Source organism: Methyloligella sp. GL2 (assembly GCF_013341275.1).
Taxonomy (GTDB): domain Bacteria; phylum Pseudomonadota; class Alphaproteobacteria; order Rhizobiales; family Methyloligellaceae; genus Methyloligella.
Window position 1 is genome coordinate 2,541,166 of record NZ_CP054476.1, and the last position, 21,283, is coordinate 2,562,448.

Below are 21,283 nucleotides of genomic sequence, written 5' to 3' on the forward strand. Positions count from 1 at the left end.
CCCTTTTTGACCTAAAACCCACCGTTGGACTTGCCAGGGATCCAGCTGGTGCCGGCAAGCGGCACCTGGGCCATGGCGGCGGATTCCACCGTCAACGCAGCAAGGTCTTCGGGCTCTAGATGATTGACATGGCTCTTACCGCAGGCCCGGGCGATGGTCTGGGTCTCCAGCGTGAGAACCGACAGGTAGTTGGCAAGACGACGGCCGCCTTCCACCGGATCGAAGCGCTTGTAGAGCTCCGGATTCTGGGTGGTGATGCCGGCCGGGTCGTTGCCCTCGTGATAGTCGTCGTAGCAACCGGCCTTGGAGCCGATCTTCTCGTACTCCTCATCCAGATGCGGCGCGTTATCGCCGAGGGCGATCAGCGCGCCGGTGCCCACGGACACCGCGTCCGCACCGAGCGCCAAAGCCTTGGCCACATCGGCGCCGGTGCGAATGCCGCCGGAGACGATGAGCTGCACCTTGCGGTGCATGTCGAGATCCTGCAGCGCCTGCACGGCGGGCCGGATCGCGGCCAGGGTCGGAATGCCGACATGCTCGATGAAGACTTCCTGGGTTGCCGCGGTGCCGCCCTGCATACCGTCGAGCACGACCACGTCGGCACCCGACTTCACCGCCAGCGCGGTGTCGTAATAGGGCCGCGAAGCGCCGACCTTGATGTAGATCGGAACCTGCCAGTCGGTGAGCTCGCGCAGCTCGCCGATCTTGATCTCAAGATCGTCGCAGCCGGTCCAGTCCGGGTGACGGCAGGCCGAGCGCTGGTCGATGCCTTTCGGCAAGGTGCGCATCTCGGCGACGCGGTCAGAGATCTTCTGGCCGAGCAGCATACCGCCGCCGCCGGGCTTGGCGCCCTGGCCGACCACGACTTCCAGCGCGTCGGCTTTGCGCAGATCGTCCGGGTTCATGCCGTAGCGGGAGGGCAGCACCTGATAGACCAGGATCTTGGAGTGACCGCGCTCTTCCGGCGTCATGCCGCCATCGCCTGTGGTGGTCGAGGTCCCGACGGCGTTGGCGCCGCGGCCCAGGGCCTCCTTGGCCGGTCCCGACAGGGAGCCGAAGCTCATGCCGGCGATGGTGATCGGCACTTTCAGATGGATCGGCTTCTTGGCGAAGCGCGTGCCCAGCACCACATCGGTGGCGCATTTCTCGCGATAGCCTTCCAGCGGATAGCGCGTCATGGACGCGCCCAGGAACAGCAGATCGTCGAAATGCGGGACTTTGCGCTTGGCGCCGAAACCGCGGATATCGTAGATGCCGGTCGCAGCAGCGCGCTGAATTTCGGCAATGGCATATTCGTCAAACGTCGCAGAAGGCCTGGGCGGCGAATGAATCCAGCGTCCGTCCCTACTCATCAATACGCCTCCAGATTATCGATTTTGAAGTTGTAAAGCTGCCGGGCGGAGCCGTAGCGCTTGAACTCGGAGACATCGACCTCGGGGCCGATGCCGGCTTTGTCCAAAAGCTCGCGCAGCAGTTTCTTGTGCTTGTCCTTCATCTCCTTCTCGACGCAGTCGGCGCCGAGGCTCTTCACGTTGCCGCGCACGAAAAGCTTGGCTTCGTAAAGGGAGTCGCCGAAGGCCTCGCCCGCATCGCCGAGCACGACGAGATTGCCGGCCTGGGCCATGAAGGCGGACATATGTCCGACATTGCCTTTGACGATGATGTCGGCACCGCGATTTGAGATGCCGCAGCGGGACGAGGCATTGCCGTCGATGACCACCATGCCGCCGATGCCGGTGGCGCCGGCGGAGGAGGAGGCATCGCCCTTCACGTGGACAATGCCGGACATGATGTTCTCGGCCAGGCCGACGCCGGCGCTGCCATTGACCACCACGGTGGCCTGCTTGTTCATGCTGCCGCAGTAATAGCCGACGCTTCCCTCGATCTCGACATAGGCCGGCGCATCGATACCGGATGCGACGGCATGCTTGCCGCGGGGGTTCAGCACCTGAAAGCTCGCCTCGTCGCTCTTGCCTGCGAGGTCGTGCAACGCCTGATTGAAGTCGCGGAGCGGCGTTTTCTCCAGATCAACCACGTCCATTAGTGCCGCTCCCAGAAATACACGGTCGCCGGCTCCGGCTCCCAGACTTTCGCCTTGTCGACGCCGGGAAGTCCGGCCAGGGCGCGGTACTCCGAACCGAAGGCGACATAATCGTCGGTCTCGGCCATGACCGCCGGCTTGCAGGCGATGGGATCGCGCAGCACGCCGAAGCCGTTCTCGGTGCCGACCACGAAGGTGTAGAAACCGTCGAGATCCTCCAGGGAGCTTTCCAGGGCTTCGCCGAGGCTGGCGCCCTGCTGCATGCGCCAGGTCAGATACACGGAGGCGACCTCGGTGTCGTTCTGAGTCTGGAAGGTCATGCCCTTGCGCTGCAGCTGGCGGCGCAGACCTGCGTAGTTGGACAGCGAACCATTATGCACCAGGCACTGGTCCATACCGGTCGAGAACGGATGCGCACCGGCGGCGTTGACGGCCGACTCGGTGGCCATACGCGTATGACCGATGCCGTGACTGCCGCTCATATTCTCCAGATGGAAGCGATCGGCAACGGTGTTGGGCCGGCCGATCTCCTTATAGATCTCGATCCGGGTGCCGCTGCTGAAGACCTGCACGTCATCGCCGCCAAGAGCGGTGATGGCGGCGCGCGCCTCATCGGCTTTATCCGCCGCCACGACCAGCACCGCATGGTTGCCGTGGTCGGTGAAAGCGATATGAGATTCAATCTGATGCGAGACGGTCTCGGCGAGCTTGCCGAGATCGAAATCGGGCTTGCGCGCCCGCAAGGTGAGTTTCACGCGCCCCTCATCGCCGGCGCCATAGACGGCGAAACCAGCGCTATCGGGCCCGCGATCGCACATGGTGCTGAGCATGCCGGCCATCATGCCGCCGAGCTCGGGCTCCAGTGCCTTATCTTTGAGAAAAAGGCCTACGATTCCGCACATAGTTGACTGTAAACACTCTTATAAATGGTGGATGCAACCGGGGTTCCCGGGGTTTTTCCAACCTAGGGTGCTGGCAGACCAATGTCAACTGTCAGGAATATTATTTTCCTCAGAAGAAAGTTTTCTATCCCGTGTTCCGGGGGTAGACGATGATCGAAAGGTAGGTCATCGGCAGCTCCAACAGCTCATGCGGACCGTGCAAGGCGGTAGCGTCGAAGAACAGCGCATCGCCCGGCGACAGGGTGTAGATCTTGTCGGCATGGCGGTAGAGCGACTTGCCGGTGAGCTGATAGATGAACTCGACCCCGGCATGCTGGAACAGGTCGTACGGGTCGGCTTCCTCGGTCAGGGTGATGAGGTAAGGCTCGACCACGATATCGCCGGAGATGGAGTGACCGAGGAGCTGGTATTGATGTCCGGCCTTGGTACCGCGGCGTTCGATGACGACGCCGTTGCCGGCGCGGACATAAGAGCAGTCGCGCTGATCCTCATAGGATTGAAAGAACGAGGTAATCGGCACGTTGAGGGCGCGGGCCAGCGCCTCCAGGCTTTCGATGGAAGCGGAGACGGCGCCGTTCTCGATCTTCGACAGCATGCCGGCGGAGATACCCGCCTGCTCGGCCAGCTCGGCACCGGTGAGATCCAGCTTGCGGCGCAGCTCGCGCACCTGCATGCCGATGGCCTTGGCCAGAGAATGGGTGGCGGCTTCTTGCGGCGCTGAGGATCCGGTGCGGAGGATATCGTCCTCTCCGCCCTGCCCGAAGGCGCCGAACTTGGCACCTGCGCCGGCAATGGTGTTGGGTGTGATGACTTTGCGGCTTGCGCTTTGCGGCGGCGATGCTTGCGCCGGCTTACGTTCCTTGAGCTTGGTGGCCTTCTTCCTGCCCGTCATAGTTGAATTCCCGGTGGGCGAGGACTTGATTCCTCGACTTGGTATGACCTCACATCCGTTCGGCATAGCAAGTCAACTTGTGATTGAGGGGGAAAAATCGAACCCGAGCCACCCGCAATACGCCCCAACGGGGGAAGACTTCCCTAGCCGTTTTCGTGAGAGAGGCGTGCTTCGATCCGAGAGCTTCTTGATGGCTTTTCCCGGATCGGAGCCCGGTGCGGCAGCTTGCGCTGCCGATGGCCGCCAAACCGGCGGCGAAAAAGGGCCGGCGCGCCCCCGGTAAAGGGACGCGCCGGGTAGTTGCTCTACTAGTGGAGGGTAAACGACCGGTAGAGAAACCAGAGTGTGATCACGACGCTGAGGATCAAAGTGATGGTCCCGAGCGCTGGGCTGGCCGTGAAGCTGTGGAAAGCTCCTTCAGCATTCATGTAGCCGTCTGCACCGTCGAAAGGTGAACCCATTTTCTAGCTCCTTTCCCCTTAGCTCTTCGCCGGGGCGACAAAGGTTTGTTCCGGATAGGCGGCAACGCCCAGCTCTTTGAGGTCGAGGCCGGCCTCTTCGTACTCCGCCGTCACCCGCAGCAGGCCCATGGACTTCAGGAGCAAGCTGACGAGATATCCGGGAACGAAGCCCAGCAGGATGGCGCCGATGAAGGTACCGCCAAGCTGGCCGAGGAGGTTGATCGGGGGCTGACCGGTCTGCTGGATGTAACCAGCAGCAAAGATGCCCGGCAGGATACCGCCGATCATGCCGATGAGGCCGTGCACCGAAACGGCGCCCACCACATCGTCGATACCGATCTTTTCGATATAGGTGACGAATTTCGGCATGATCCAGGCACCGCAGAAGGCCAGCACGATCACCAGACCCGGATGGTACAGATCGATTGCACCAGCCACCGTGATGATGCCCGCCAGACCGCCAGAGATGGTCAGGAACGGATCGGCCTTGGAGGAGACATAGGCACCGATCAGACCGGCGGAAAGCGCCAGCGTCACGTTCATTGCCAAGGTCGCCAAGGTCGTCGGACCGCCATAGATGGTGGTCAGACCGGTGTAATCGGGCAGGAAGATCACACAGTCGGCCAGGAAGAAGAAGAAGCCGATGAAGATCAAGAAAAGCCCGATCAGGGTCAGCGAGATGTTGTGCGGCAGGATCGGCTGCGGCACGCCATCGATGTATTTGCCGATACGCGGCCCGAGATTGAGCAGCACGCCGAGAGCGAACATGCCCGAGCAGCCATGCACGACGACGGCACAGCCAAAGTCATGCCAGCCCCATTCGGTGGTCCACCAGCCGTAGTAGTTCCAGCCCCAAGCGGCCGCCAGAACCCAGCAGAAGCTGCCGAGCACGATGGCCAGGATGAAGTAACCGCCCATCTGGATGCGTTCGATGACCGCGCCCGAAAGGATCGAGGCGGTGGTCATGGCGAACAGTGCAAAGACCATCCAGAACACGCCGGTGAGCTCGTCGCTCTTGGTCGGGGCAAGCGCCTCGGACCAAGGATAGGAGCCAACGACGAGGCCGTAAGCGTCGGATGCGACGCCCGACAGGCTGCTTGGATCGGTCCAGGGACCGAACAGCGGACCGGTGACCGGCCATAGCGGAAAGGCGTTGTAGACCCAGAAGCCGAAGAAGAAGAAGGTCAGACCGACGATCGGCACGGTCATCAGGTTCTTCAGCATGGTGGCCAAGAAGTTCTTGGACCGGGCGACACCGCCTTCATAAGCCAAGAAGCCGACGTGGATCAAAAGCATGAGCACGCCGGTGATGTAGTAGTAGGCTTCCGCCACAAATAGTTTGAGAAACGGGAGGGCCGCTAAGCCCTCGATAGCTTGTTCTTCCATTCAATTTCCCTCCGTTAAACCCGCAGCAAAATGCTAACGAGGCATTAAGCAGGTTTCGTGCCAAGAAATAATAATTCCGCTGAGGAATGTGGGCTAAACGGCGGATTCCTTGAAGGAACGCCTTGGGATATGGGATTTCTCGCGCGCCGCGGACGCAGCGCTGAAGGCGCCCCGGAGCAGGCATTGCCCCTATGGCGAGCCCCCCTGCCCACGCTGCAACTCTGTGCAAATTAATCGGTTAATTGCCTAATTAAGATGCATTTGCGCCGGTCGAATTTCGGCTTGTCTTCGCCGCCCCGATCCGGCACGGTCTACCGGAGCGACAGGGGCAACAGCATAAGAAATGGCGCTGGGCGGACCTCACCTGTTTGCTGCATAAGGCATTCCGCACTTTTCGGGACGCCATCGCGGCAGATGCTGAGGCCAAATGGATTCATTTTTTCTTTCAAAGCCTTATTCCGCGTCTGCTGACGCCGAAGCTGATGGCTTTCGTCGACATCGTCTCGTGATCCAAAGACGGCAAAGAGTCTTCTAGAATATGTGTGGAATTGCCGGATTTCTGGCCGGAAGCGCCGCCTCGGCCGACGAGCTGTCGACCGGGGTCGAGGCGATGACGGTAGCGCTGAGCCATCGCGGCCCCGATGCATCGGCCTTTTGGCTGGATCAAGACGCCGGAATGGCGCTGGGGCACCGGCGGCTTTCGATCATCGACCTTTCCGAGACCGGGGCGCAGCCCATGGTCTCCGAGTGCGGCCGCTACGTGATCAGCTATAACGGCGAGATCTACAATTTCCAGGAGATGCGCGAGACGCTTGAAGCGGCGGGGCATCACTTCCGCGGCAGTTCCGATACCGAGGTGGTGCTGGCCGCCTGCTCCGAATGGGGCATCGAGAAAGCGGTCTTGCAGCTGATCGGCATGTTCGCCATCGCGCTATGGGATCGGCAGGAGAAGCAGCTTTTCCTGATCCGCGACCGGCTCGGCATCAAGCCGGTCTATTGGACCGATACCGGCAAGAGCTTCCTGTTCGCCTCGGAGCTGAAGGCGCTCAGGGCGCATCCCTCCTTCCGGGTGGAGATCAATCACGGCGCGCTGGCCGGTTTCCTGCGCCGGGGCTATATCGCCGCCCCGCGCACCATCTATCGCGGCGTCTACAAGCTGATGCCGGGCGAGATGCTGACCATCGCGCCGAAAGGCGAGCCGAAGGTTTCGCGCTATTGGAGCCTGGCCGGTGTGGTGCGCGAGGGCGCGGCGAACCCGTTCGAGGGCAGCGAGGCGGACGCGGAAGAAGCGCTGGATGCGCTTTTGCGCGATGCGGTGGGGCGGCGCATGGTGGCCGACGTGCCGCTCGGCGTGTTCCTCTCCGGCGGCGTCGACAGCTCGCTGGTGACGGCGCTGATGCAGGCGCAGTCCGGGCGCCCGGTGAAGACCTTCTCGATCGGCTTCGAAGACGACGATTACGACGAGGCGGGCCATGCGCAGGCGGTCGCGGCGCATCTGGGCACCGAGCACACCGAGCATTATGTCGGGCCGCAGGAGGCGCTCGACGTGGTGCCGCATCTGGCGGAGATGTATGACGAGCCGTTCGCCGATCCCTCGCAAATCCCGACCTATCTGATTTCCAAGCTGGCCCGGCAATCGGTGAGCGTGGCGCTATCCGGCGATGGCGGGGACGAGCTGTTCGGCGGCTATAACCGCTATCTCGCGGCAGCCCGTTTCGGCCCGCTGCTGTTCAACCAGCCAGGGGCTTTGCGGGATATCGAATCGGCGATGCTGGGCGCTATTCCGCCGGCGGGCTGGGAGTTTCTGGCCAAGGCGCTGCCGGCGAGCAAGCGCCCGCGGCAGCTAGGGCAGAAGATGCAGAAGCTTTCCGGCGTGCTGGCCGGCGGGGTGGAAGAGTTCTACCGCAACGTCACCGGCCATTGGGAGGAGCCCTCCACCATGGTGATCGGGGCGAGCAGCACCCCCCTTCCTTACGATCCGAAAGAGGCGGAGGAGCTGCTGCCGGACGCGGTGGAGCGCATGCAGTATCTCGACAGCCTGAGCTATCTGCCGGACGATATTCTGACCAAGGTGGACCGCGCCTCCATGGCGGTGTCGCTGGAGGTCCGGGTACCGCTGATCGACCACCGGGTGGCGGCGTTCGCCTGGTCGCTGCCCAAGGCCTGGAAGATCAAGCCCGGCCGGTCGAAACGCATCTTGCGCGGCGTGCTGGAACGCTATGTGCCGGCTAAATTGATCGAGCGTCCGAAAAGCGGCTTCACCGTGCCCATCGACGCCTGGCTGCGCGGGCCGTTGCGCGACTGGGCGGCGAGCCTTCTGGACGAAAGCCGCCTGCGCGGAGAAGGCTATTTCAAACCGGAGCCGATCCGGCGAAAATGGGAAGAGCATCTCGCCGGCAAGCGCAATTGGCAAAGCGAGCTGTGGGATGTGCTGATGTTCCAGGCTTGGCTGGAGCGCTGGAAGTAACGGCAGATCGAAGCCCGGACCAAAGCCGATGACGGCTGATACAGCGCCTCTCACGCTTTCCATCGTCATCCCCAGCTATGCGCGCCCGGACCAGATGGCGCTGGCGATCCGCTCCGCCGCAAAGCAGCCGCTGGACAATATCGAAATTATCGTCGTGGCGTGGGATGACGCGTCCCTGCCGGAGGATCTTGCCGGTCTGCCCAATCTGCACGTGCTGCCGCCGAAGCCGGGCGAGAGCCTTGTTGCGGCGCGCAATCGCGGCATGGCGGCAGCGAAGGGCGCCTGGCTGATCGTTTTCGACGAGGGAGATGTGCTGCTTCCGGGCAGCTTGCTGCGGCGCATCCGCTATGCGGAGGAATGGCTGCGGGTGCAGGACGGTCTCATCCTGCCGGTCTTCGTCTGCGGTTTCGTGCCTCTCTACGGGGGGCGCTGGCCCGGGCTGGTGCGGCGGCCGCGCGGGGCGCACGGCATCGAAGGCTTCGCCGGCAAGGGCGAGGTCGCGCCGGGGGCGGCGCTGCTTTTCCCCCGCGCCTTTCTCTCCAAGGTGGGACGGCTGGACGACACGCTGGATGGGCTAGCGCGGTACGACTGGTTCTTGAAGGCGGCGCTGCAAGGGGCCGATCTGATCGCCGATCCGAGCATCGGCGTCGTGCGCCTCCCCTCGCGGAACGCGGACGGCGGCTATGACACGGCGGCGGAGATTTTACGCAAGCGCTGGGCCGGGCTGCCGCAGGGTGCGCGGGCACGGCTTCTGGCGCAGCTCGATCTGGCGCTGGCGCGGCATGGACGCGGAGCCGCCCGCGCAAAACATCTAGCGCGCTCCTTCCGGCATCTGCCGCGGGCGCGGCTCGCGACCGGCTCCGGATTGCGGCTCAGCTTCCCCTCCAAGAAGCTCGCCGCCTCGCTCGCCAAGTTTTTGGAATCAAGCGGTTTTTGAATCGCGCCGGCAGACGGCAAAGGGGAACCGAAACGCCGCCTGCGGCGATGTGATACTGTCGGACGCTTCCGTCGCTTGGGATACTCGCCTCATGCTTTTGCGATCGCGACCGCTGGCGCGCACCCTGCCCGCGCTGGTTTTTCTGGGCTTGGCTCTTACCGGCTGCAATTCCGAGGAGAGCTGGCACGAGACCGATGTCACCGGCAGCCTGCCGCCGCTGCAGTTCACTATGACCGAGGCCTCCGACGGCAAGACGGTCACGGCGCAAGATTTCGCCGGCACGGTCGATCTGATCTATTTCGGTTACACCCATTGTCCGGATGTCTGCCCAATGACTTTGGCCAATCTCGGCCGGGTGCTCGATGGGCTGGGCGATGAGGCGAAGCACGCCCGCGTGCTGTTCGTCACGGTCGATCCGGAACGCGATACGCTCTCCCTCCTCAAACAATATACCGCCAGCTTCGGCCCCGAAGTGGTGGGCCTGCGCGGCACGCCGGATCAGATCGCGGCTTTGGCAAAGCGCTACCGCGTGGCTTATTCGGTCACCCCGGCGAAGGGCGACCAGCCCGCCGAGGTGAGCCATAGCTCGGCGATCTACGCGTTCGACGAGAGCGGCGATGCGCGGCTTCTGCTGACCTCGATGGCGACGGCCAAGCCGGATGTCGAAGGCGCTGTGGCCGATCTCAAGACGCTGATCGGCGAGGCCGGCAACAAAGCGCCGGATCTGCTGCAAGAGCTGTGGCAGATGGTCTAGCGGCCGGTCCAGTCGCCCGCCGAAATGCCGCCTTCGTGGCTTGGCCCGCTCAGCCTTTCTTCCCGCTCTTCCTGCAGACGCAGGGCGTTGATCACCAAGAGGAAGGCGATCACGCTCATCATCGCCGGCGGGACCCAGGCATTGAGCCCGCCGAATTGCTGGTCGTCGATGGCGCCGATCGAAGCGAAGATACGGCCGCACCAATCGTAATAGGGATAGATGTCACGGTCGGAGAAGGCGATCAGCGCGCCGATCAGGATCTGCGGCGGCATCACCACGAAGGCCATCAGCGCCCGCCCACCGAAGGAGACCCGCGCCGGTGGCTGGGAGCGCATATCCAGCACCACGGTCCAGAACAGGAGACCGTCGACCACCATGGACCAGTTCATCACCCGGTAGAGGGTGGGATCGATCATGGCGCGAAAATGCACCGCCGGGATCAGCCACAACCCGACCAGCCCGACGAAGAGAATGGAGCCGATGGCCGGCTGCTGCAGCACCAGAAGCGGGTAATGCCAAAACCGCCAATCGACGATGCGGCGGACGAGGCCGGGCATGCCCCGGTAGAGCGCCGCGCCGGGCCAGGCCAGCGCAATCAGAAACGGCCCCAAATGGTGCATGGCGACATGCTGGATGCGGTTCAGGAAGAACATATGCAGCGCGAGATATTCGTACTGCGTCTGCAGAACCGCATAGATGGCGAGGACGCCCGCCACATAGAGCGCGCTGCGCCAAAGCGGCGGCCGCTCCTCCGGCGCCATGCGGAAGACGCCGCGCCAATACCACCAAAGCCCGAGCGAAGCGGTGAGGAACCAGGCCCAGGAAAATTCCCACGGACCCCAAATCGGCATGGCGGTGGCATGATCGGCGCTGATCCACCAGAGCAGCAGACCTAGGGTTAGAATCAGGGCGTAGACGCCCCATTCGGTGAGGCCTTCAGTCTCCTGCCGGCCGGCTTCGGCTGTCGGTGCGGAAAAGATCGGTCCACCTCCGGGCCCGATATCGCACCGGACCGCAGAAATTGCGCGAAAGCTCTTGGAATTGCGGCCAACTTGCGAGTTCCCGCCTGCCCGCGCAAGAGGGGCAATGCCGCAGGCTTTTACCTCTTAGCTTAGCCTTGCGCCGGGCCGACCCAGACCTGTTGGGCGTTGACGAAGGCGAGAATGCCGTGGGGCCCGAGCTCGCGTCCGTAGCCGGAGCGTTTGATGCCGCCGCTGGGAAGCCGCGGATCGGTCTTGACGATGCCGTTCACCGCCACCTGCCCCGCCTCGATCTTGGAGGCCAGCTTTTCGCCCCGCTCCGGCGTCGACCAGACGCTGGCGGCGAGCCCGTATTCGGTATCGTTGGCAAGACGCAAGGCGTCGTCCTCGTCGGTGGCCCGGATCATCGCCGCGACGGGACCGAAGGTCTCCTCCACGAAGGCGCACATGCCGGGTTTCACATCGGCCAGCAGCGTGGCGGGGTAGAAATAGCCCGGTCCTATGGGAAGCTCGCCCCCCAGCACGCAGCGCGCGCCGCCGGCGATGGATGCGATCACCTGACGGTGCAGCTCGTTGCGAAGATCGTCGCGGGCGATGGGGCCGATATCGGTCTCTTCAAGCGCCGGATCGCCGAGCTTTAGAGCGGCAAGCTCGGCCCGCATGCGCTCGACCATCTCGTCATAGACCGGCGCCTCGACGATGATGCGCTTGGCGGCGATGCAGGACTGGCCGGCATTGATGATGCGCGAGAGGCGAAGCACGGCGGCGGCTTTCTCCAGATCGGCATCGGCCAGAACGATGGATGGATCGGAGCCGCCAAGCTCCAGCACTGCCGGCTTGATCTCCGAGGCGGCAATGGACGCAACGGCCGAGCCGCCGCGGGTGGAACCGGTGAAAGAGACGGCGCGGATACGGGAATCGCGGATCACCGGCTCGACCGACGGGGTCTCCAGCAGCAGCGCCTGGAACAGGCCTTCCGGCGCGCCGGAGGCCTTGAACACCGCTTCGATGGCCGCGGCGCAGCCGGGCACGTGGGGGTCGTGCTTCATCAGGCAGGTATTGCCTGCCATCAGCGCCGGGGCACAAAAGCGGAAGGCGAGCCAGAACGGCGCGTTCCACGGCAGAATGCCGAGCACCGGACCCAAGGGCAGATGCTGCACATAGCTGCGCGCAGCGTCGGATGCGAGGAATTGCGGGGCGAGATAGCCTTCCGCATGCTCGGCGTAATGCTCGGCGCACCAGGCGGATTTCTCCACCTCGCCGCGCGCCTCGCGCTTCGGCTTTCCCATCTCCTCGGTCATCACCGCGCCCAGCGGATCGGCCGCATCGCGCATATGACTGGCCACCGCGCGGAGCAGATCGGCGCGCTCGGCGAAGCTGGTTTCCCGCCATGATTTGAAAGCCTTGGCGGCGGCGGCGAGCTTTTTCTCGACGACTTCCGGGGAGTCAGGGGTGACCTGCCGGACCACCTTGCCAGTGGCCGGATTTGTCGCTGTCAGCATGACACCGATCTCCTTGCGAACTTACCTAGGGTTACTCGGCGGCGACGTCGCGATTGGAGGCAAGCGTCAGCTTGGTTTCCTCCTCCGCCGCTGCCGAAGGCTTGGATACGATCTCCCGCGCCAGGGTGAAGAAGGACTCGCAGCCATCGGCCGTCACATGGATGGTGTCGGAGATGCCCATGGTCTTGTTGCCGTCGACGCCCCAGATCCAGGGGATCAGATGGAAGGTCATGCCTTCCTTCAGCGTCGTGGAATCGCCCTGCATCAGGCTGAGGATATAGCCCTCGTCCCAGCTCGGCGGAAAGGCGATGCCGATGGAATAGCCGGAGCGGGTGATCAAGGTGCCGCCGTGATCGCCATGGCAGATGATGTCGCGGACGATATTGTCGGCATCGGAGACGGTCAGGCCGGGACGGATCGCCTTCTCCACCTCCTTCAGCGCTTCCAGCATGTGCCACTCGGCGCTCTTCACCGACGGGGTGAGCTCGCCGAGCACCACGGTGCGCATCAAGGCGGCGTGGTAGCGGCGATAGCAGCCGCCGACCTCCATGAAGACATGCTCGCCCGGCTGCACCACGCGGCCTTCCCAGGTGGCATGGCCGATCATCGAGCGCGGGCCGGAGGTGACGTAAGGCATCACCGCGGGCGGCTCGCCGCCGGCGCGGAACATCGCCTCGGAGATGGCGGCGCCGATCTCGTTCTCGGTGACGCCGGGAACGCAGGCCTCGATCCCGGCGCGCATGCCGGCCTCGGCGGCGATGGCCGCCTTCTTCATGATCGCGATCTCGGCCGGCGATTTCTGGATGCGGCCTTCCTCGACGATGCCGAAACAGTCGAGCAGCTTGCCGTCGGTGAAGGCGCTGCGCACGCGGTCCTGCTGATAGGCCGGAAAGAAGTAGCTGTTCCGCTCATAGCCGACGGTGGCGTAAGCGAGGCCGGCACTCTTCAGGCTCTCCACCAGGCTTTGGATGGCGTCGCCGTTATCGGCATAGGGCCGGGTCTTGGTCACCCAGGTGCGGGCATAGACGTTGGACTCCTCCATCTGGCGGGTGACCATGTAGCACTCGCCCTCCAGCGGCACGACGAGGGCCTGGAAGAAGGAGTAGCCGGTGGTCTGGTAATCCGTGAGATACATGATGTTCTCCGGATCGGTGATGATCACCGCATCGAGTAGCCGCTCCTCCATGCGCCCGCGAAGATCGTTCAGCCGACGGCGATACTCCTCAGCGGGAAATGTCATGTCGTCACGGTTTCTCATGCTCATGCTGCCTCCGCGAGGGATTGGGTGGACGCTTCGAGGATATCGAGTCCCTCATCGAGATCCTCATCCGGAATGGTCAGCGGCGGGATCAGCTTCAGCACCCGGCCGGCCGGGCCGCAACCGCCAATCAAAAGTCCGCTCTCGAAACAGCGGGCGACGATCTGCTTGGCGATCTCACCATCCTGTGTATCGATCGCCTGCATCATGCCCCTGCCCCGCACCTCAAACCCGCGGCCGGAATGGCTTGCGGCGATGGCATTCAGCCGTTCGGCGATATGGGCGCCCTTGCGCTTCACCTCGTCCATGAAGCTGTCATCCTCGAAATAGCGCAAGGCCTCGCGGCCGGCGACGAAGGAGATGCCCTGGCCGCGGAAGGTGCCGGTATGCTCGCCGGGGGACCAATGCTTGTCGTGCTCGGGCTTGACCATGTTCATGGCGATCGGCGTGCCGAGCCCGCCAAGCCCCTTGGCAAGGCAGATGATGTCGGGATCGAGATCCATACCGTCGAAGCTGAAATAGGAGCCGGTGCGGCCGTAGCTGGCCTGGATATCGTCGACGATGAACAGCGCGCCGCGACTCTGCGCGAAGGCTTGCAGCTCGCGCAGCCATTCGGCGCTCGCCACATTCACCCCGCCCTCGGCCTGGATGGTCTCCACCAGCACGGCGGCGGGCGGCTCGTAGCCGGAGGAGGCATCGGCGTACGCGGCCGAGACCTCCTGCAGGGAGCGATTGAAGGGCAGCCGCTGCACATTATCGAGGGAGACGCCGGCGGCATTGCGGAAGTAGGAATTCGCGGTGCAGGCGAGGGAGCCCAAGGTCATGCCGTGGAAACCATGGGTGAAGGCGATCACGGTGCTGCGCCCCGTGACGCGGCGGGCCAGCTTCAAGGCCGCCTCCACCGCATTGGTGCCGGTGGGGCCGGTGAATTGCAGCTTATATCTCATGCCGCGGGGCTTCATGATCGAATCGATGAAGGCCTGCATGAAATCGCGCTTCACCGTGGTCGACATGTCGAGGCTGTGCACCAGCCCGTCCTTCTCCAGGAAGTCGATAACGGCGCGCTTGATGCGCTCGTTGTTGTGGCCGAAATTCAGGACGCCGGCGCCGGCGAAGAAATCGATATAGGAGCGGCCGCCCTCATCGGTCTGGCGTGCATTCGATGCCGACTTGAACACCGTCGGGTAGATACGGCTATAGCCGCGTACGTCGGATTCCCATTCATCGAACACATCCGTCATCTATTTCTCCTACTAGGCAGTCTCTTCCATAAAACTCAGGCCTCGGCTTGTGCGCGTGACGAAGGGCTATCCGACGTCCCCGTCAGAGGCACCCCGGCGAGGCGTGCGTAAAGTCGCGCCACGACGGGAATAAGCCGGTCGTTGAAATCGTAATACGGGCTGTGACAGGGATGGGCATGGCCCGCCCCGTCATCGGCGCCGATCAGCGCAAACGCGCCGGGGCGCGCCTGCAAGTAATAGCTGAAATCCTCCGAGGCCATGATGGGCAGCGGGATCGCCGCCTGCCAGGGCTCGCCCAGCTCCTCGGCCAGGGCTTCGCGCATCTCGGCCGCCGCGGCGGGGTGGTTGACGGTGGCATCGTAGCGGGTGAAAGGCTCGACCGTAGCCTCGACGCCATAGCTCCTGGCGGTATCGGAGGCGATCTCGTCGATCAGCCCGAAAATCACATCGCGGTCGGCGCTGCGGGCAAAGCGGATGCTGCCGCCGATCACCGCCTTTTCGGGGATCACGGTAGCGAGGCTCGGTGCCTCGATGGAGGTGACGCTGACCACTGCCTCGTGCTGCGGCGGTAAGCGGCGGCTGACGATCTGCTGCAGGTTCAGCGTGATGGCCGAAGCGGCAAGCACCGGATCGCGGCAGCTCTCCGGCTGGCTGGCATGGCCGCCGACGCCGCCCAGCGTGATGCGGAAGGTAGCGTTGCCCGCCATCACCGGACCGTCGGGGCAGACGGCATGGTCGAAGGGAATGGCCGGCCAGTTATGCCAGCCAAACACGACGTCGACGCCCTCCAGCGCGCCATCCTCGATCATCGCCTTGGCACCGTGACCGCCCTCCTCCGCCGGCTGGAACAGCAAGGTGACCGGGCCGGGCAGCTTATCCTCGTGCTGCTTCAGCCAAGCGCCGGCCGCCAGCAGGGTTGCGGTATGGCCGTCATGGCCGCAGGCATGCATCTTTCCATCGCGGGTGGAGACCCAGTCGTGCTGGCCTTTCTCGGGAATCGGCAGCGCATCAATATCGCCGCGCAGCGCGATATGGCGGCCCGGCGCGTCCTTGGCCAGGATCGCCACCGTTCCGGTGCGGGCGCATTCGCGCCAAGGGATATCGAGCAGATCGAGGCATTTTCGGATGAAGAGCGCCGTCTCTTCTTCCTGCCAGGTCAGCTCGGGGTAGCGGTGGAGATGACGGCGGAGGCTGATGGCCTCGCCGATTAAATCTTCCCAGGACTCACCGGTGGAACCGAACCCGACCGGCACAGACAAAACGGACATGGCGCAAGACTAGCGGGACAATAGCGATGGGCACAAGCAAAGCGCGCGATTTGCTTACCGGCAGCCGAAATTTTCCGGTGTGCGTGGCTGGTTTATCCAACGCGCCAGGCGCTGAATCGTTCGTGGCCGGCGCTTAGCCGCTGAAGCAATAGGCCATATCGGCGGATTGGAAGACGGTAAAAATGGCGAGCCCGACGAGGCTCAGCCCCATGGTGACGCGCAGCCAGGGCTTGCTGCGGACGCTGCGGGCAAGCCCGGCGAGGCTGGTGGCGCCGAAGGTGGTGGCGGCGATGGACGGCATGGTGCCGAGGGCAAAGCCGGTCATCAGCTCCGCCCCGCCAAGCGCCGAGCCGCCGGCCATGGATAGGAGCAGCGCGTTATAGACCATGCCGCAGGGGGCGAAGCCCCAGAGCAGGCCGGCGGCGAGCGGCGAGAGACCGGCATAGGGTTTCGGGATGCGGGCGACGTTTGCCGTGAGGGAGGCGAGCAGGGAATCGAAGCGGCTGGCGCCCGGCAGAACGCCGCAAATGGACAGCCCGACCCAGATCAGCATTCCCGCCGCCACGTAGCGCAGCACGCTCTGGGCGCCGGCCATGGCGGCCAGCTCGCCGATGCCAGCGCCTGCAGCGCCGACCGCGGCCCCGGCGATGACATAGCTCAAGGCCCGGCCGAATTGCAGCAAGGCGAGAGTCGAGGTCCGCTCCGCAACGCCCGCCCCGTCCGGCGTGGTGGCCAGATAGAGCGAGCTGGAGATGCCGCCGCAGATGCCAGCGCAATGGGCGCTGCCGGAGAAGCCGATCAGCAGACCGCCTATAAGCGCGACGCCGCTATCCATGCCGGCTTCTCCTCACAGCGTTCTCCGAATGATCAGACCTTGGCGTTGCAGCTTCCCTCATTGACGTCCGGCGGTAGGTTGATCAGCGGATTGCCGTCGAAGAAGCCGGTCGGCATCAGCATGAAGCCGGTGGAGATGCAGGGCTGGACCGGAAAGTCCTCCACGCGCACCGAATGGTGCAGGCCGAAGACGTGCCACAGCACGATGTCGGTGTTCTCGATGGAGCGCCCCTTGGCGGCGAACTCGGCGAGGTCCTCGGTGCCGTCGGAATGGTTCATGAACTCGCCGGCGGGGTAGCGCTCTTCGGAATCGAAGGCCGTGACCCAGACGTGGTTCTGCACGAAGTTCGCCCGCTGGCCGGAATAGGAGTTCGGATCGACGAACGGCGTCACGCAGCTGGAGGGCTCCAGCTTGTAGGCGGTCGGCGTGCCGGTGAAGTTCTTCTTGTTGGGATTGATGAACTTCCAGTAGCGCTGCGAGGGCGTGTTGATGCGCCGCGCCGCCTCGTTCTCGTTTCTGATGACGGTCTCTTCCTCGTAGAAGGCGTTGCCGTAAGGGTTCTCCGGCCCGAGTGGCTCGGCGTAGGTGTTGCACTCCACGAAGCTGTTCTCGTCGCCGTCGATAGCCAGGTCCAGCCTGGCGCAGAAGATGTGCTGATGGATCTGGCCCACCACGCCCGGCATCACCTCGCGGCCGTATTTCGGCGGCTGGCCGGGAAGGCAGGCGACGGTGTTGATGACGCCGGTCGCCTTCACCTCGAACTCGATGCGGCCATCGGTATGGAGATACCAGTAGAGGGCGTAGTCGTAGTTGCCCACGGTGCAGATGGAGGAGATCACCAGCTTGGCGCCGCGGCGCACCTCGACCCGCTCGGTGCGGAAATCGGTGTGCTTCCAGGCGATGCCGGTATCCTCCTCGTGGATGCAGATGGCTTTCGGGATCGACCAGGGCTCGCCGTCCATGGTGTTCATGTGGACGTCGAGATATTTGATCACGCCGAGACAGTCGCAGCCGAGCTCCAGCGAGTTGGCGAGCTTGCCGACACCGTATTCGCCGACATCGAAGACATGCTTGCGGAAATGGCCATTATCGGGCGAACCGTAGGGCACCGTCATCTCCACCAGCGAGGCGCGGTGAACGACGGGGCGTCCGGCAAACTGAATGTCGTGCAAGGTCACTGCCTCGCGGGCGTTGAAGCCGATGACGAGGGACCAGTCGCGCCAGACGATCTTGCCGTCCTCGAAGGTGAAGTTCACGCCCTCGGGCTGGACCACATTGATGGGCTTGGTCTTCGGCCGAAGCTGATCTAGGAATTGCGGCTCGTAGTTGAACTCGCCCATGGGGATCGGGGTGACGCCGTAATCGTCGACGCGGATCACCTCCGAGGAGATGAGATCGACGACGGCATTCACGCCCTCGATGGGGTGAGCGTAGAAATTCTCGTTATCGCGCAGACGTACCCAGGAGAAGACGTGGCAAAGATGGCGGCCCTCCTCGTCCTCCAGGCCGAAATTGCCGGCCGACCAGGGATCGACGCAGACCGTCTCCATATCGGTGATGCCGCGCTTGGCGCAGGCCTCGATGAAGCGCGGATCGGAGCGGACGATATCCTCGATGGCGAGGAACTGCTCCAGCTGGATCATCGGGCGGCGGCCAGGCTGCGGAATGGACGAAACCACCTCGCCGCTATTCAGATCGACGACCATCTTGGTCACCGCCACCTCGGCGGCGCTGAACACGTTGACCCGCGCCTGACGGGGGATCGGCATGCCCGGCTTGAAGCTGCGGATGAAGCTCTTCTCCGGCTCCATCAGCTCGATGGTCTCGAAGCGCGTATCCTCACCATAAGGCGCGTTGGCGCTCACGATCTCGGCGGCCTTCTTGATCTCCGCCGGTGTCAGCGGCTGTAGCGGATGCGCCACCGCCTCTTCCGGGCCTTCCGATTCAGTCGATTTGCAGCAAGTCTCCAACATAGCGCCATGCTTCCCTTACAACGCCCGCGGCATCGCGTTTGGCCGCGGGCCCGTCCCACATCTATCCGGCAAGCGCGGCAGGCGCTCGCCGCTCAGTCTTGAGGGGAATTATCGGTTCGGGGCGCCGCGCTGTAATTGACATTGCACGCCAAACGAGAGCGGCGCCGGCGGGGCGGCGAAGCTGCCTGCTTTCGCGCCAGGCTCTGCTTATTCCTTGGGAACGGGCGGCCCTATTTGCGATGCGGTGCCGGGCACGCCTGAAGGGCGAGGCTAGGGCTCACCGTCACCGCTGAGAGCGTTGGGATTTATCGGGTTCTTGCCACTCCGGACGCCGCCGCGCGGCATCGCATCGGCCCCGCCGGGAAGCACTGGCATGGCGCTTGCTACTTCAAAGCCAAAGAGCCTAGAGGGAGCCCGGGCCATGGAAAACTCCAGCGTGATCTCCACCGCCATTCTGGATGGCGTTCTGGCGACGATCGACATGCGCGGCATGGACCCGCAAGAAGTCTCGGCGCGGGCCGGGATCGGCAATGCCTCGCTCTACGGGCAATCGCATTTTCTGCCGCTGCTCTCCTTCACCTCGATCCTGGAAATGGTGTCGGAGCACAAGAACGATCCGGCCTTCGGGGCCAAGCTGGGCAAGAGCTTCGACTTCGGGTCGCTGGGCGCGGTCAACCAGATCTTCCTGACGGCCCCGACCCTCGGCGCCGGGATCGAGCAATTCATCCGCTATTTCCCGACGCTGCAGACCAATACGGTGTGCGGCTTGTCGGTGAGCGGCGACCTGGCGCGGTTTTCCTATTTCATCCAGGACCACACGGTGAAGCACCGGATCCAGGACGCCAATTTCACCGAGGCGGTGCTGTGCTCGATGTTCGAGGCGGTGCTGGGCAAAGGCTGGAGGCCGTCTTGCGTCGAGCTCGCCCATTCCGGCGGCGACGACGTTTCCTCCTATATCGAGCAATTCTCCTGCCCGATGCGGTTCGAGCGGCGCGACAACGCGATCCTGTTTCCCGCCGATTGCCTGGAGAAGCCGAGCGCCTATGCCGACCCGATGCTGCATCGCGCGCTCGAGGAGGAGCTGCGCGAGACGCTGCAGCACAAGACGTCCCACACGGATTTCGCCACCAGCGTGAAGGGCTGGATCACCTCGGCGCTGTGCAATTCGTCGAGCACCGACATCCATCTGGCGGCGATCGATTTCGGCATGAGCCAGCGCAGCTTCCAGCGCAAGCTGTCGGAGCATGGCGTCAACTATATCGGCCTGCGCAATACGGTGCGAATGGAGATCGCCAAATGCATGCTGGCGCTAACCAGCCTGCCGATCCCGGAAATCGCCTATCATCTCGGCTATAGCGAGACGAGTGCCTTTGCCCGCAGCTTCAAGAATCTGGCCGCAGAGACGCCAGCGCGGTTCCGGGAGATCGCCACCGGCGATCTGAACCAGGACAATGCGGGGTCCGAGGCGCTGTTCCAGTTCCTGGACAGCCGGTCCTTCGCCCAGCACTGAGGGGCGCCCGGCAAAACGCCGGAGCCCCCCTCACCTCCTTGGAAAGTCTTGATCCGCTAGAGCGCCGCCTCGCCGGTATCGGCGAGCGCATTGCGGCTGCGCGAGATGGCGAAGCCGAGCACGATCAGCACCACCGAGAGCACGACCACGAGGGTGGCGATGGCGTTGACCTCCGGGGTCGCTTCGCGGCGCAGCATCGACCACAAGGTCATCGGCAAGGTGTTCTCTCGCCCGGTCAGCAGATAGGTGACCGCGATTTCGTCGAAGGAGATGGAGAAGGCGATCAGCATGGCGCCGAGCAGCGCCGATTTGATGTTGGGCAACGTCACCTTCCAGAACACCTCGAGCTCGTTGGCGCCGAGATTGACCGCCGCCTCGCTGGTGCTGCGGCCGAGCTGCTGCAGCCTGGCGAAAACCTCCGTTGCGGTGATGCAGATCAGCGCCGTGCCCTGCCCCAGCATGATGGTGTAGAGCGACAGGTTGAGGCCGATAGCGACATAGAAGCTGAGCAGCGCCACACCGGTGATCACGCCGGGCAGCACGATGGGCAGCATCACGATGCGCCGGAACCAGGCCTTACCGGGAAAGTCGTAGCGGTCGAGCGCGATGGCGGCCGGAAGCCCGAAGGTCACGCTCAAGATCACCACGCCGACGGCGACGAAAACCGAGGCGCCGAAGGAGCGGATGATCTGCTCGTTGGCAAACACCTTGGCGTACCATTCCAGGGTGAAGCCGTTGAACGGCAGCCCGGTGTAATTGCTGTCGTTGAAGGAGAACACCGCCATGGTGAAGAGCGGCGCGTAGAGGAAAAACAGCACTGCCAGGCCGAGGATGGTGACGAGGGCTTTGTTTCCGAAGGCACGCATAATGATCGAG

The 21,283-nt window shown here is 63.7% G+C and carries 18 protein-coding genes; 5 read left to right on the forward strand and 13 right to left on the reverse strand.

Features of this window, described 5'->3' with window-relative positions:
- Nucleotides 1-11: 11 nt before the first annotated feature.
- The 5 genes from HT051_RS11885 to HT051_RS11905 all read right to left on the reverse strand — a co-directional run bounded on the left by HT051_RS11885 (nt 12) and on the right by HT051_RS11905 (nt 5,682).
- Nucleotides 12-1,352, reverse strand: coding sequence for an FMN-binding glutamate synthase family protein (locus HT051_RS11885; protein ID WP_174542227.1), 1,341 nt, complete (start codon nt 1,350-1,352; stop codon nt 12-14).
- Nucleotides 1,352-2,041, reverse strand: coding sequence for a protein GlxC (locus tag HT051_RS11890; RefSeq protein ID WP_174542228.1), 690 nt, complete (start codon nt 2,039-2,041; stop codon nt 1,352-1,354). The genes HT051_RS11885 and HT051_RS11890 overlap by 1 nt, the downstream gene beginning before the upstream one ends.
- Nucleotides 2,041-2,943 (reverse strand): glutamine amidotransferase family protein, encoded by a 903-nt coding sequence (locus HT051_RS11895; RefSeq protein WP_174542229.1) that lies wholly within the window; start codon nt 2,941-2,943, stop codon nt 2,041-2,043. The genes HT051_RS11890 and HT051_RS11895 overlap by 1 nt, the downstream gene beginning before the upstream one ends.
- Before the next feature lie 124 nt (nt 2,944-3,067).
- Nucleotides 3,068-3,835, reverse strand: a complete 768-nt coding sequence (locus HT051_RS11900; protein WP_174542230.1) for an XRE family transcriptional regulator — start codon at nt 3,833-3,835, stop codon at nt 3,068-3,070.
- Between the two features lie 479 nt (nt 3,836-4,314).
- Nucleotides 4,315-5,682, reverse strand: coding sequence for an ammonium transporter (locus tag HT051_RS11905; RefSeq protein ID WP_174542231.1), 1,368 nt, complete (start codon nt 5,680-5,682; stop codon nt 4,315-4,317).
- Between the two features lie 368 nt (nt 5,683-6,050).
- Here HT051_RS11905 and HT051_RS11910 point away from each other — a divergent pair, with 368 nt between their 5' ends.
- From HT051_RS11910 to HT051_RS11925, 4 genes are all read left to right on the forward strand, one after another.
- Nucleotides 6,051-6,191: a hypothetical protein gene (locus HT051_RS11910; RefSeq protein WP_174542232.1), complete on the forward strand. Its 141-nt coding sequence runs from the start codon at nt 6,051-6,053 to the stop codon at nt 6,189-6,191.
- A 29-nt stretch (nt 6,192-6,220) separates the two neighbouring features.
- The gene (gene asnB / locus HT051_RS11915; protein WP_174542233.1) at nt 6,221-8,149 is read left to right on the forward strand and encodes an asparagine synthase (glutamine-hydrolyzing); all 1,929 of its coding nucleotides are present in this window, start codon (nt 6,221-6,223) and stop codon (nt 8,147-8,149) included.
- Between the two features lie 28 nt (nt 8,150-8,177).
- Complete coding sequence (locus HT051_RS11920; RefSeq protein ID WP_174542234.1) at nt 8,178-9,086, forward strand: glycosyltransferase family 2 protein; 909 nt, start codon at nt 8,178-8,180, stop codon at nt 9,084-9,086.
- A 91-nt stretch (nt 9,087-9,177) separates the two neighbouring features.
- Nucleotides 9,178-9,840, forward strand: a complete 663-nt coding sequence (locus HT051_RS11925) for an SCO family protein (RefSeq protein ID WP_174542235.1) — start codon at nt 9,178-9,180, stop codon at nt 9,838-9,840.
- Here HT051_RS11925 and HT051_RS11930 read toward each other — a convergent pair.
- From HT051_RS11930 to HT051_RS11960, 7 genes are all read right to left on the reverse strand, one after another.
- On the reverse strand, nt 9,837-10,691 hold the full coding sequence (locus tag HT051_RS11930; RefSeq protein ID WP_174542236.1) for a cytochrome c oxidase assembly protein: 855 nt from the start codon (nt 10,689-10,691) through the stop codon (nt 9,837-9,839). The genes HT051_RS11925 and HT051_RS11930 overlap by 4 nt on opposite strands.
- 260 nt (nt 10,692-10,951) lie before the next feature.
- Nucleotides 10,952-12,322, reverse strand: coding sequence for an NAD-dependent succinate-semialdehyde dehydrogenase (locus tag HT051_RS11935; RefSeq protein ID WP_174542237.1), 1,371 nt, complete (start codon nt 12,320-12,322; stop codon nt 10,952-10,954).
- Nucleotides 12,323-12,353: 31 nt separating this feature from the next.
- Nucleotides 12,354-13,562 carry an ectoine hydrolase gene (gene doeA, locus HT051_RS11940; RefSeq protein WP_208454314.1) on the reverse strand — a complete coding sequence of 403 codons (1,209 nt, stop codon included), beginning with the start codon at nt 13,560-13,562 and terminating at the stop codon, nt 12,354-12,356.
- Between the two features lie 20 nt (nt 13,563-13,582).
- Nucleotides 13,583-14,821: an aspartate aminotransferase family protein gene (locus HT051_RS11945; RefSeq protein WP_174542239.1), complete on the reverse strand. Its 1,239-nt coding sequence runs from the start codon at nt 14,819-14,821 to the stop codon at nt 13,583-13,585.
- Between the two features lie 35 nt (nt 14,822-14,856).
- Nucleotides 14,857-16,089: a N(2)-acetyl-L-2,4-diaminobutanoate deacetylase DoeB2 gene (gene doeB2 / locus HT051_RS11950; RefSeq protein ID WP_174542240.1), complete on the reverse strand. Its 1,233-nt coding sequence runs from the start codon at nt 16,087-16,089 to the stop codon at nt 14,857-14,859.
- Nucleotides 16,090-16,222: 133 nt separating this feature from the next.
- Nucleotides 16,223-16,924, reverse strand: coding sequence for a sulfite exporter TauE/SafE family protein (locus HT051_RS11955; protein ID WP_174542241.1), 702 nt, complete (start codon nt 16,922-16,924; stop codon nt 16,223-16,225).
- Nucleotides 16,925-16,956: 32 nt separating this feature from the next.
- Entirely contained in the window at nt 16,957-18,897 is a 1,941-nt protein-coding gene (locus HT051_RS11960; RefSeq protein ID WP_174542242.1) for a primary-amine oxidase, read from the reverse strand.
- Nucleotides 18,898-19,318: 421 nt separating this feature from the next.
- On the opposite strand from HT051_RS11960, the gene HT051_RS11965 reads away from it, so the two are divergent.
- Nucleotides 19,319-20,407: an AraC family transcriptional regulator gene (locus HT051_RS11965; RefSeq protein WP_246810075.1), complete on the forward strand. Its 1,089-nt coding sequence runs from the start codon at nt 19,319-19,321 to the stop codon at nt 20,405-20,407.
- A 56-nt stretch (nt 20,408-20,463) separates the two neighbouring features.
- Here HT051_RS11965 and HT051_RS11970 read toward each other — a convergent pair whose 3' ends face one another.
- Complete coding sequence (locus HT051_RS11970; protein ID WP_174542243.1) at nt 20,464-21,273, reverse strand: ABC transporter permease; 810 nt, start codon at nt 21,271-21,273, stop codon at nt 20,464-20,466.
- Nucleotides 21,274-21,283 lie beyond the last annotated feature (10 nt).